A 12,909-nucleotide genomic window follows, 5' to 3' on the forward strand; every position below is an offset into this window, starting at 1 on the left:
AGTTGAGTTCAAGTTAATTAACCTATTAAGTTTCAGATGTGTCACTGGCGGCATTAAGCCATACAAACTCTGGCAATGCGGTTAAATCTAAACAATCTCCTCGTTGAGCAATGGCACTACTTTTGGGTTGAGTTGCCTCATCTTGATTAAGCGCTTCCATTAACACTTGCTGTGACTCGGGCTCACCATGCACCAATATAATGGCAGGTGAATCTTCAAAGTGATGATACCAACGCAACAGCTCAGCTTGGTCTGCATGGGCAGACAAACCGCCTACGGTGTGAATACTCGCAGCCACTTTGACACTTTGCCCATGAATGGTCAGCTCTTCTGCGCCATCCACCAATAAGCGCCCCGGAGTGCCTAACGCTTGATAACCACAAATAATAATGTTGGCTTCTTTACGCCATAAATTATGCACAAAATGGTTACGAATTCGGCCACCATTACACATGCCGCTGCCCGCAATCACAATTAACCCTTCGTGAATGTCGTTAAGCGCTATCGACTCTTCTGTGCTGCTTATAAACTCAGCACACGATAGTAATGGATGTTTGCCGGGCGACATCCGAGTAAAGCGCTTAAAGTCATCGTCCAGTATGGGGTAATTGTTGACGTAAACCTCAGTAGCTTTAATCGCCATTGGGCTGTCTAAACAAATACGCCAACCTGATAAGTCCCACTCTTTGGCATATAAATGGAACAAATACAGTAACTCTTGCGCACGACCCACTGAAAAAGCGGGGATTAAAATATTGCCACGACTTTGGTTAATGGTCGCTTTAAATATCGATTTAAGCTCCACCAGTGTTTCATGCCAGCTGCGGTGTAAACGGTTGCCGTAGGTGCTTTCCATTAGCACTAAATCGGCTTTGTCGATAAAGGTTGGATCATCTAAAATAGGCATACCTGCACGGCCTAAGTCACCGCTAAAGACCAATTTTTTCTGTTCAGGCTGCTGTCCCAGCCACAACTCAACTATCGCCGAACCGAGAATATGTCCCGCATCCGACAACCGGATTTCAATTGAATCGGCAATTTGAACCCGCTGGTCATAATCAACCACCACAAACTGAGCCATGACCTGATTTACCTCTTCTTCGGTAAATAATGGTTCGAGCGCTTCTAAATCATGTTTAGCCCGTTTTTTGTTTTTTCTGTCGGTGTCTCGCTCTTGCAACATGGCCGCGTCACGCAACATGATGCTACATAGCTGTGCGGTTGCACGTTGGGTGTAAATAGAGCCAGTAAACCCTTGCTTAATTAAATAAGGTAATCGACCAGAATGGTCAATGTGAGCATGGCTTAATACGACGGCATGGATCTGTTCTGCATGGAAAGGAAAAGGATCATGATTGCGCAATTCATCGGCTTTGCCACCTTGAATTAATCCACAATCTAATAGTACCTGCTTGCCATCAACCGTGAGTAAATGGCATGAACCAGTAACCTCTTCTGTCGCTCCAAAAAACTGTAAAGTCATTTGCATAAAATCACCTTTAACGTATTGAGCTATAAATTAAGCGTATGCCATTTTCAGAATAAAATAGCGATCCACATCAAATAAACCTCCAAAAAACGCCTCCATCTTAACAAGCAAATAAAAATTCACATTTAATGCATATATAACCAGCGATTAACATTTGCTTACACGTGTTAACCAGCTGTTAACAGTGTTTTTTTATAAGTCATTGATGAATGCATTTTTTGAACAATATCGCCTTTTTTTAGTATATTTCACTATGTAAATTGACAATGTATTTGCTACTCTCCATCGCCTCAATGGACAGATATATTAATGGACTAAACAGTGCTTACTCAAACAACAAGACAAGAGATGAAAATGAACAAGACGTTAGTAGCAGCATTAGTTTCAGCATTGCTAATTACACCTTCGGTTTCAGCTACCGAAATTTTTAAAGATGATGTGAATGCCGTTCAAATTGGTGGTTTTGTTGACGCTCGTGTGATCAACACTCAAGGTGAAACTGAAGTGGTTAACGGCGCATCACGCATTAATTTTGGCTTTGAACGTCAGCTACAAGATGGCTGGAAAGCGTATGCAAAGTTAGAGTGGGGTGTTAACCCGGTTGGCAGTACTGACATTGTTTACAACAACCGTTTTGAGTCGATTCAAGATGAGTTTTTTTACAACCGCTTAGGTTATGCCGGTCTTGCACATGACACCTACGGTAGCCTCACGATTGGCAAGCAATGGGGTGCTTGGTATGACGTGGTATATGGCACAAATTATGGTTTTGTTTGGGACGGTAACACTGCTGGTGTATACACTTATAACAAAGATGACGGCGCAGTAAACGGTGTGGGTCGCGGTGACAAAACCGTGCAATACCGTAACAGTGTTGGCGATGTAAGCTTTGCCGTACAAGTGCAGTTAAAAAACAGCGAGTTTTATACTTGCGACTATGAAGATATTACCCAAGATGATTGTGAAGCGTTATGGGAGTCAGGTTCAGCAGAAGCACAGCAGGTTGAATATAACTACACTTACGGTGGCTCGGTGACTTACCAAGCAACTGACAAGCTTGCGTTAGCCGCAGGTGTTAACTATGGCGAGTTTGATGTTGAATTTGGTAACGGCACTAACTCTACCGCAGAAGACATCATTTATGGTGTAGGGGTGACCTGGGGTAACTTCGATCAGTATGGATTTTATGGTTCGGCAAACATCAACAAAAACGAAAACCACGACACTGACAACATTGGTCGCTTAATTGATGAAGCCGTTGGTGTTGAGTCGTTATTCTCGTACATGTTTGAAAACAACATTCGTACCTTTGTGTCTTACAACATCTTAGATGCTGGCGATGATTATGTGATTCAACCTAACTACAACGCAGATCCTGATGACGTATTTAAACGCCAGTTTGTGGTTGTAGGTTTACACTATGTGTTTAACCCTGAAACGGTTGTTTATCTAGAAGCTCGCCGTGATTACAGTGACTTCACTAGCAACGACAAAGACCAACAAGCTAGAATGGAACTGTCTGAAGACGACGGCGTAGCCATTGGTATTCGTTACACTCTTTAATGTGACGCAAACTGAATGATATGACTTAGGTTTTATCGTTTAACTGCAAATTAAAAAAGGTTCGACAGCGATGTCGAACCTTTTTTATTGGGATGAGTCTTGCGAAAGGCTCATCCCAGATAACTCAAGCAAAGCCAGTTAAGCAACCGTTGGCTCATCAACAATAGTGACTTTTTCAACCACGATTGGCTCGCGCGGCACATCTTCATGGCCAGCAATAGTGGTGGTTTTTACCCGCTCAATTTGCTGAATCACATCCATCCCGGCGGTCACTTTGGCAAATACCGCATAACCCCAACCGGCATTGGTTGTGCCTGTATGGTCTAAAAAGTCATTATTGGCCACGTTAATAAAAAACTGCCCAGTTGCTGAATGTGGCGCATCTGTACGCGCCATCGCTAAAGTGCCGATAAGATTCTTTAAGCCTTTATTCGCTTCATTGGCAATCGGGTCGCGGGTTGGCTTTTCTTTCATTTTGGCGGTTAAGCCACCGCCCTGCACCATAAAGCCTTTAATCACCCGATGAAAAATCGTGCCTTCATAAAAGCCATCCTGACAATATTTTAAAAAGTTTTTTGAGGTAACCGGTGCACGCTCCATGTCCAGTTCTACAGTAAAATCGCCAAGGTTGGTGCTAAAAATAATCATAAAATGCCCACAAGGTTAAAACAATAATAGCGACCATTATAGTCGCTATTTTATCTGCCTAGTTTTAGTTTATTGGCTAGCTTGGTTAAATAAATCCATTGCAGTACGTGTCATTGCACGTACACCCGTACGAATAGTTAAGGGGTAATCTGGCGCAAACTGGCTTGAATGCAAAGATGGCAGTGCATCACCCGAGTCAATACTGGCTTGATACTGCTTAGGATCAACGCCGCCAAGCCAAAACAATGTAATGGGGCGTTTTTCTGGGGTGAGGCCATACAAACCAAAGTCTTCACCCGCCATCACAGGTGGAGCAATAAGCACATTGTCACTGCCAAGCTCAGCCTCAATACTGGCTTTAACCTTAGCGGCTAATATTGGATCATTGTACGTTGATGGAATAGTTTCATCGTCATGCACATACACCACTGGCGCTAACTCGTCAGGCAAGCCAGCACTCATAGCAATACCGGCGGTGATGCGTTTAATCGCCTCGATTTGCTGCTCGCGCACTTCAGGGTTATATGAGCGCAAGGTAAGCTGTAGCTTTACTTCGTCTGAAATAATATTGTGTTTTGAACCACCATGAATCGACCCCACCGTGATCACATTGGGCTCTAACGGCGACACTTCGCGGCTCACTATGGTTTGTAATGCCAGTACTGTGCGCGCAGCAAGCACAACAGGGTCAACCGTGGCATGCGGATAAGCCCCATGGCCGCCTTTACCTTTAATGCTAATATCAACCGAGTCGACATTCGCTAATGCATAACCGCTTACAGTACCAACCTTGCCTGCTGAAATTGACGCACTCACATGCAACCCAATGATGCTGTCGGGCGTGGGGAACTGGCTAAACAAACCTTGTTTAAGCATGGCTTTAGCGCCACCGCCCACCTCTTCAGCCGGTTGGGCAACCATCATTAACGTGCCCTGCCAATCAGCTTTGTGCTTAACCAATTGTTCTGCGGTGCCAATAAGGTTTGTCATATGAATATCGTGACCACAGCCATGCATAATGCCCACGGTATTATTGTTAGCATCGACTGTGGTGACTTTTGAGGCATAGTCTTTTCCGGTTTGTTCAATAATGGGTAAACCGTCAATGTCGGCGCGGATCATCACCACTGGCCCCTCGCCATTTTGCAATATGCCTACCACACCATAACCGCCAAAATTAGCCGTCACCTCAAAGCCAAGTTGCTTAAGCTCTGCGGCCATACGTTCGCTGGTGGCTTTTTCTTGATACGACAGTTCAGGATGTTGGTGTAAATGCAGGTAAAGCTTTTCAAGCTTAGGTAAGGCTTGAGTTACTGACTGATCTAGCTTGGTATCAGCCACAGCATTCAATGACAGTGTCGAAGCAGTAAGCGCAAGCGCCAATAAGGGATAAGCAAGACGTAGGCGGGTCATATTATTATTCTTAAATGTCGGGAATTGAATATGTTAACCTAGCGTTTTAACGACATCATTGCCAATACATAAGAAAAATAAGGGAAACCAATGAAGGTGATTACCGAAACACCAAGATTGATTATTCGAGAATTTACCCTTGAAGATGCCCCCGCAGTATTGCACTTTAATACCCCGGAGCAAGTGAATCGATATACTGGCGATGCAGGCGTGTGTAACACGTTAACCGATGCCGAAAACATCATCCGCAATATTTGGCTGGTAGAATACAAGCAATACGGTTTTGGCCGCTGGGCAGTCGTCGTAAAAGACACCAATACTGTGATTGGTTTTTGCGGCTTTAAGAATGAAACCCGCATTAATGCGGTCGATATAGGCTATCGTTTACACCCCGATTATTGGGGGATTGGTTTGGCTACCGAAGCCAACCAAGCTTGTATTGATTATGCCAAAAAGCACATGGATTTAGACATTGTTTATGCTGATGTGGTTGACGCCAATAGTGGTTCAATTAATGTGGTAACTAAGTTGGGTATGGTTTATCACTCACAGTATCAAGAAGGCGAATTTAATGTTAATCGGTATGCTATTTCACTCAAAACTGGCGGATCAGTAGATAACCCTTAGTCGAAATACTCTGCGACGATTAAGCCATTAAAATCGTATATATTCTTTAATAAAAAATCCCTTAACAACCTGGTTATTAAGGGTTTTTAGCATTGACTATGCACTAAAGTTACATTTTGAGCTGCACATCCGAGGTAATTTTAGTTGAACAGGCCAACACAAAACCGGCGGCAATTTCGTCTTCGGTCAAGTTCATTGTACTTGTCGACTGAGTCGTCCCCGATACAACCTGACATTTACACGCACCACATACGCCAGAGCGACACGCGGCAATAATCGGTAACTTTTCAGACTCAATACCATCCAATAAGGTTTGATCGCCCGTTAATGGAATGTCTTTATCGCCAATGCTCAACATAAATTGTTCAGTTGATGGATTACTTTCCAGCGCCGCTTTCACGCCCATTGCACTGCTGTCACCAAAGCTTTCTTGATTAAACTGACTCATATCGAAATCAGCCGCTTGTAACAGTAGTTTTACGTCGGCCATATACGATTCTGGGCCACACACAAATACCGTGCGTTGTTGATAATCCGGGACTAATTTAATTAAGCTTTCTAAGTTTAAGCGCCCAATGCCAAACCCCGTACCAGCATGCTTATCAGTGAGCATTTGGCTGTTGTCATCTGACTTAAGCATATAATTAAGATTGAACTTTTGGCTGCGTGATGCCATTGACGCCATTGAATCGGCAAACATAACGTCATTAACCGTTTTTGCACTGTGTACAAAGGCAATATCACTGTTTGTGGTAGTATCGCAAAGCCAGCGCGACATAGAATGCATTGGTGTAACACCGCAACCTGCACTTAAAAACAAATACTTGTCGGCAACAATGTCGACGAGGTTAAACACCCCATCAGGTGCCGTCACCGTGACCTCATCACCCACGTTTAAGGTATCGGCTAAATAATTAGACACTACACCATTGGTGATTCTTTTAACCGTAACAACCAAAGAGAAAGGTCGCGAAGGAGAAGATGAGATAGTGTAACTGCGGTAAACTTTGTCGCCATTAATGTCGAGTTTAAAGGTAATAAACTGACCTGGTTTAAAATTAAATTTAACCGGTGTTAACCCCTGAAACCGAAAACTCACCACATTGTGGGTTTCATTCCATTTTTCAACACAGCGCAGTTGTACTTCACCACGTTGCCAGCTGTCGGCAGCTAAAAGAGCCTCTGGGCTTGTCTGAGCAACGGGTTCAACTTTTGGCGGTGCCTCACTGACAGGAGTAAGTGATTTAGCCGCTTGGGCAGAAAGTGCTTGAGAAAAAGAAAAACCAACAGAGGGAGTTGTACTCATTTTGATACCTTTATTGCAGTAAACAAGAGAGGTGGCGATAAGGGCAATGCCATATCGCCTTTAATCATTATCGTGCATATACGCTTAACGTAAATGCACGATTTTTATGGCTGATTATGCCACTTTCATCATTGCTTTTAAGTCTGACTCAACATCAGTTGTGCCGCGCAAACCAAATTGTTGCTCTAAAATGCTCATTAGGTTGTCAGATAAAAACGCAGGAGCTGTAGGCTCTGTACGAATGTTTTTCACCCCAAGAGAAAGCAAGGTTAACAACACCACAATCGCTTTTTGCTCAAACCATGACAACACTAGGCTCAACGGTAAATCGTTAAGGTCACACTCAAAAATATCTTTTAACGCTAACGCTAACTGAATCGCTGAGTAAGCATCGTTACATTGACCTACATCTAATAAACGTGGCACACCATTGATGTCGCCAAATTCCAATTTATTGAATTTGTACTTGCCACAGCCTAAGGTCAAAATAATTGAATCATCAGGCACAGACTTAGCTAAATCGGTAAAGTAGCTACGCTCAGCTTTGTCGCCGTCACAACCACCAATTAAGAAAAAATGCTTAATTGAACCGTTTTTAACGTTTTCAACTACCGTTGGTGCTGCTGCCATTAAGGCATTGCGCGCAAAACCAATGGTGATCATGTGTGGAATTTCATCATAAGCAAAGCCTTCAAGTTCAAGTGCTTTGTTAATCACTTCGCTAAAGTCTTCACCTTCAATATGAGTCACACCAGGCCAGCCCACAATGCTACGAGTGAAGATACGGTCAGAGTATTCGCCTACATTTGGATCAATAATACAGTTTGATGTCATCACCACGGCACCAGGGAAGGTACCAAATTCTTTTTGCTGGTTTTGCCAAGCGCTACCGTAGTTACCCACTAAATGCGGGTACTTTTTAAAGGCTGGATACGCCAATGCAGGTAACATTTCGCCATGGGTAAATACATTAATGCCCTTACCTGCGGTTTGCTCAAGAATAAGCTCTAAGTCTTTCATGTCATGGCCAGACACTAAAATTGCCTTACCTTTAACAGACTTGGTATTGACTTGTGTTGGTTCTGGGTGACCAAATGCAGTGGTTTCGCCTAAATCTAACATCGCCATAATGCGATAGTTTAATTGGCCAATTTGCATTGCAGTAGCAAATAACTTGTCGGCATCTACTGAGTCTTCACCTAAAAATGCCATAATTTGATGGAACTCAGCCGCAACATCAACATCAGTTTGGTCAAGTACGCGTGCATGCTCCATATAAGCTGCTGCGCCTTTTAAGCCATACAAACATAATAGGCGTAAACCTAAAATATCTTCATGCACTTCACCGCGATTAAGTAAGGCCACTGGCGCTTGAGCTAAAATTTCAGGCTTAGAAGTGGCAAGTAATAATTCGCCTTGAGCGCTCACCATTTCAGGTTCAACACCCTTGCCTTTGCATGCTGCAATGTAAGCCGCTTTTAATTGGTCACGATAAGTTTGCGCCTGATAGGCGTAATCAATTAAGCGTTCATCATCGAAGTTTACGTTAGTTAACGTGGCAAAAAAGGCTTTCGGGACAAATGCATCAATCTCGCTATCTACAATATCAAACTCACGCGCTTTAATTGCATATGCTGATACGCCTTGCAGCATATAGATTAATAAATCTTGAATATCAGACGTTGACGCCAACTTGCCACACATACCTTGCGAGTAACTACAGCCGTTGCCTGCTGGTGTTCTAATGGTTTGCTCACATTGCACACAAAACATAACTCTACTCCTCAAAATTAAATCATGTATAAATTTTACATGTTATGAGACAGTTTACTCTTTACTCCGTAAATCAAAACCGCTTTTTAATATCAATGTTGCGTTTTATGAGCTAAATCACCTTAAGAGATTGCTAATGTAAATAACCATATTAACCCATATAAAACCGTTCAAATACCCATCAATACGGCGCTTTTACCGACTAACTAAACGATTAAATTGCCCCTAAAATAGTTTCCTTTTATTGATTAAAAGCACGTAGAATTATCAAATTACAGACTTTAGATCAGGATGAATAGATGAAAACCAAACTCAACGCGATAGCATCTGCTCTATTTTTATTACTGGCTCCAGCTGCAATGGCAGCCGATGTTGCAGTGATAACCTTAGAAAATGGCGCCAATGTTCGCTTAAAAGATGACTTCACCTGGGAATACATCATCACCGAAACTGTCGCGCAGCCGGCAACAAATCAAGTTCCAGCAGTCGCAACCGAGGTTGTCGATGCATCGATGCCAAACGTTAGCGCAACCGCAACCCAACAAAGCAGTGCAGAAACGACTGCTGTGACTACTGTATTGGCCACCACGGCAGCAGACACCACAACTCGACTAACCGCAACCGCATTGGCACAACCAGGGTTATTGCGCAGCACAGCAAAAGATGGCATTAAAATCACCCTAGCTGACACCCAATGGAAAGACAATGAATTGGGGCTTATCTTTGATTTTGACAGCACCAGTGACGAGCATGTCACGGTGGTAAATGTTGAAGCCAGTTTCTTTAATGACCAAGGCAGCTTAATCAAAACCGAAACCATAGAAGCATGGGAAGCCATTTTCCGTATGCCTGAAACCTATTTGCGTAAAGGCCAGCACCGCCAATCGCCAGTATTGTGGGTAGAAGGTATTAACAAACAGCAATGGCAACAACAGCTCATCAGCTTAAAAATTGTTGAGATTGAATCACGCTAAATTTGTGTTAATCAAAAGCCCAGATGAAATAGTATTTCACCTGGGCTTTTTTAAACATCATCAAGTCATGCTAATTCAATAATTCATGATCTTTAGGTAACTGCTTACTTATCCACAATATCAATTTATGTTTACGGTTAGAGCCGTCGTCTTTGTCTTCTGCTAATGGTTGTATTAGCTTATCTTGCACTAACAAACGGTAAATACATTCCACTTTATCTTTAGGAGAAATCCCCTTACCAAAATCGGCAAAACCACGTTTTTGCGCATAGCCAACTCCAATTTCCATTGCGAGCTTGAGCAATTGGTTATCATGCTTACCAGCTTTCATCTGTTGCCCTCATCATACTTTCTATCCCTTTTAAACTACGTGAATATCTGTAAATAGCCACAATAAACCGTAAAAATTGAACAAACATCACCATTGGTAAGTTTGGTTACAAAAAATCCCTTGAGTTAATCGCATTAATCTATGACAAAACCCATAGGCTTGATAGAGTAGTATGGTGTTTACTTTTGTTTTTATTGTCACTATTTCACGGTAACTACCACATTTGAAATAGGCTTAAAAACGTTTCAAACGGGCTAACCCCAAGGATAATTCAATGCGTAAAACTCTTATTACTACTGCCGTTAGCGCGGCATTGATGCTGAGTGCATGCTCTGAGCAAGCAACAGACACAACAAAGGCAAGCCAACCCACCGCAGAGGCACCAACAACAATGACCAAAGCACCTGCAACTGCCGACAACGCGCTATTAGTCCCAAGCCCATTACAATACATGGCACCGCAATTTGACAAGTTTAAAGCCGGTGACTTTTTACCCGCCTTTGAACAAGGCATGCAAGAGCACAAAGCTGAAATCGCGGCAATTACCAATAATACTGACGCACCAACGTTCGAAAACACCGTTGTCGCCCTTGAAAAAACCGGTGCCATTTTAGATCGTACTCAACGTGTGTTCTTCAACCTTTCGGGGTTAATTTCAGACGACAACTTCATCAGTGTTGAAGAACAGGTTGTACCTAAATTAACCGCGCACATGGACAACATCTATTTAGATGAAAAGCTGTTTGCTCGTATTCAAGCCATTTACAAAAACAAAGCGGCATTAAAAGGTGAAGACTTACGCTTAATTGAAGTCTATTACGATCGTTTTGTGCGTGCAGGCGCTGAATTATCAGCAGAAGACAAAGCGCAAATGCGTGAGCTAAACGGCGAGCTTGCTAAGCTTGAAACCAGCTTTTCACAAAACGTATTAAAATCATTTAAAGATGACGTGATTGTGGTTGAAGACAAAGCCATGCTCGACGGTTTATCAGACAATGACATCGCATCATTAGCCGCAGCAGCAAAAGCGGCAGGCAAAACCGGTTACATGATTACCCTCGTTAACACCACCACCCAACCGCTTCTGTCTAGCCTTAAAAACCGCGACCTACGTCAAAAGCTATGGGAAACCTCAGCTTACCGCGCTATGGACACAAACAGCCCAATTAACATCAAAATCGCTCAACTACGTGCCGAAAAAGCCAAACTATTGGGTTACCCAACATGGGCAGCTTATTCACTTGGCGATCAAATGGCTCAAAATCCAGAAGCGGTTTATGGCATTTTGGATGACTTAGCCCCTAAAGCTCTGGAAAAAGCCAAAGTCGAAGCGGCAGATATTCAAGCTGAAATCGTCAAAGACGGCAAAGACTTTACTGTAGAGCCATGGGACTCGAGCCTACTACGCAGAAAAAGTACGCGCAGCAAAATATGACCTAGACGACAGCCAAGTTAAACCCTACTTTGAAATGAACACCGTACTCACTGACGGCCTGTTTTTTGCCATGGAAAAACTCTACGGCATTACCTTCAAGTCACGCACCGATTTACCGGTATGGCACAAAGACGTGACTGCTTATGAAATCTTTAATAAAGACGGCAGTTCACTAGGCTTGTTCTACCTTGATATGTACGCCCGTCCAGGCAAACGTGGTGGCGCATGGATGGACGAATATGTCAGCCAGTCGTTCTTACAAAATACTAAACCAGTCGTGTATAACGCGCTTAACGTACCAAAACCTGCGCAAGGTCAACCTACCCTGTTAACCTTTGACGAAGTGAGCACTCTATTCCATGAGTTTGGCCACGCCATTCACGGTTTATACTCACAAGTTAACTACCCAAGCTTAGCCGGAACAAAAACGGCACGTGATTTTGTTGAGTTTCCATCACAAGCCAACGAAGACTGGAGTATCGACCCTGCCGTGCTAGCAAACTACGCTAAGCACTACCAAACTGGCGAGCCGATTCCTGCTGAGTTACTGGCGAAAGTATTAAAAGCTCACACCTTTAACCAAGGGTTTGGCACCGTTGAATACCTCGCTGCTGCACTGCTTGATATGGAATGGCACTCAATTCCTGCTGGCACTGAAATTACCGATGTTGCCGCCTTTGAAAAACAAGCATTGGCAAAGCACGGTTTAGACTACGACTCAATCGCACCGCGTTATAAAACCACCTACTTTAGCCACAGCTTCGGCGGCGGTTATGCTGCTGGTTACTACGCCTACCTTTGGACCGAAGTGTTTGCAGCAGATGCGTTTGCACACATGATGGCGCACGGTGGATTAACTCAAGAGAACGGCCAAAAATACCGCGACACCGTATTGTCAAAAGGTAACAGTCAGGATCTTATGCAAAGCTACATCGACTTTGCCGGTAAAAAACCCTCAACTGACGCATTATTAAAACGTCGTGGTTTAGTGCACTAAGCACGATTTGTTTCGCAACCTCTGCAGCTGAATCCATTTGGCAGTAGAGGTTGCTCACAAACACAACAGAACGCAGCAAAGCAAAACAGCGATAGAAACATCACGCTAAAACGCATAGAAAGAATAAAAAGAGTAAAAATCACCCAAACGCAGCCCTTTTTGAGCGATATTGCACATTTGTTGCGCCATCGCACGCTTCAAGGCTTTACATTTTTGTGAATACCCTTATTATTCACCGCGTTCGGAGGGATGGCAGAGTGGTCGAATGCACCGGTCTTGAAAACCGGCAACGGTTTATCCCGTTCTAGGGTTCAAATCCCTATCCCTCCGCCACATTCAACAAAAAAGCCTCA

At 43.4% G+C, this 12,909-nt stretch carries 9 protein-coding genes, 1 tRNA gene and 1 pseudogene; 5 read left to right on the plus strand and 6 right to left on the minus strand.

All coding sequences use genetic code 11. The features are described from left to right. Positions 1 to 25: 25 nt before the first annotated feature. Entirely contained in the window at positions 26 to 1,489 is a 1,464-nt protein-coding gene (locus N4T56_RS17125) for an MBL fold metallo-hydrolase RNA specificity domain-containing protein (protein ID WP_261734069.1), read from the minus strand. 354 nt (positions 1,490 to 1,843) lie between these two features. On the opposite strand from N4T56_RS17125, the gene N4T56_RS17130 reads away from it, so the two are divergent. Beyond that, positions 1,844 to 3,052 (plus strand): porin, encoded by a 1,209-nt coding sequence (locus N4T56_RS17130; protein ID WP_261734070.1) that lies wholly within the window; start codon positions 1,844 to 1,846, stop codon positions 3,050 to 3,052. Positions 3,053 to 3,190: 138 nt separating this feature from the next. Here N4T56_RS17130 and N4T56_RS17135 read toward each other — a convergent pair whose 3' ends face one another. Then, positions 3,191 to 3,700: a peptidylprolyl isomerase gene (locus tag N4T56_RS17135; RefSeq protein ID WP_261734071.1), complete on the minus strand. Its 510-nt coding sequence runs from the start codon at positions 3,698 to 3,700 to the stop codon at positions 3,191 to 3,193. Positions 3,701 to 3,769: 69 nt separating this feature from the next. Beyond that, positions 3,770 to 5,113 (minus strand): M20 metallopeptidase family protein, encoded by a 1,344-nt coding sequence (locus N4T56_RS17140; RefSeq protein WP_261734072.1) that lies wholly within the window; start codon positions 5,111 to 5,113, stop codon positions 3,770 to 3,772. A gap of 90 nt (positions 5,114 to 5,203) precedes the next feature. Here N4T56_RS17140 and N4T56_RS17145 point away from each other — a divergent pair, with 90 nt between their 5' ends. Beyond that, complete coding sequence (locus N4T56_RS17145) at positions 5,204 to 5,740, plus strand: GNAT family N-acetyltransferase (RefSeq protein WP_261734073.1); 537 nt, start codon at positions 5,204 to 5,206, stop codon at positions 5,738 to 5,740. 109 nt (positions 5,741 to 5,849) lie between these two features. Here N4T56_RS17145 and N4T56_RS17150 read toward each other — a convergent pair whose 3' ends face one another. Beyond that, a complete protein-coding gene (locus N4T56_RS17150; RefSeq protein WP_261734074.1) occupies positions 5,850 to 7,046 on the minus strand; it encodes a hybrid-cluster NAD(P)-dependent oxidoreductase in 1,197 nt (398 codons plus the stop codon). Between the two features lie 114 nt (positions 7,047 to 7,160). Then, positions 7,161 to 8,819: a hydroxylamine reductase gene (gene hcp, locus N4T56_RS17155; protein ID WP_261734075.1), complete on the minus strand. Its 1,659-nt coding sequence runs from the start codon at positions 8,817 to 8,819 to the stop codon at positions 7,161 to 7,163. 299 nt (positions 8,820 to 9,118) lie between these two features. Between hcp and N4T56_RS17160 the strand changes: the two genes are divergently transcribed. Next, complete coding sequence (locus N4T56_RS17160) at positions 9,119 to 9,793, plus strand: DUF3157 family protein (RefSeq protein WP_261734076.1); 675 nt, start codon at positions 9,119 to 9,121, stop codon at positions 9,791 to 9,793. Between the two features lie 70 nt (positions 9,794 to 9,863). On the opposite strand, the gene N4T56_RS17165 is transcribed toward N4T56_RS17160, so the two are convergent. Next, complete coding sequence (locus N4T56_RS17165; protein WP_261734077.1) at positions 9,864 to 10,124, minus strand: DUF5062 family protein; 261 nt, start codon at positions 10,122 to 10,124, stop codon at positions 9,864 to 9,866. 274 nt (positions 10,125 to 10,398) lie between these two features. On the opposite strand from N4T56_RS17165, the pseudogene N4T56_RS17170 reads away from it, so the two are divergent. Next, positions 10,399 to 12,556, plus strand: a pseudogene (locus N4T56_RS17170) (M3 family metallopeptidase). Between the two features lie 243 nt (positions 12,557 to 12,799). Further along, positions 12,800 to 12,889 (plus strand) — tRNA-Ser (locus N4T56_RS17175). Positions 12,890 to 12,909: the final 20 nt, after the last annotated feature.

It is taken from the genome of Shewanella phaeophyticola (genome assembly GCF_025398315.1).
Lineage (GTDB): Bacteria > Pseudomonadota > Gammaproteobacteria > Enterobacterales > Shewanellaceae > Shewanella > Shewanella phaeophyticola.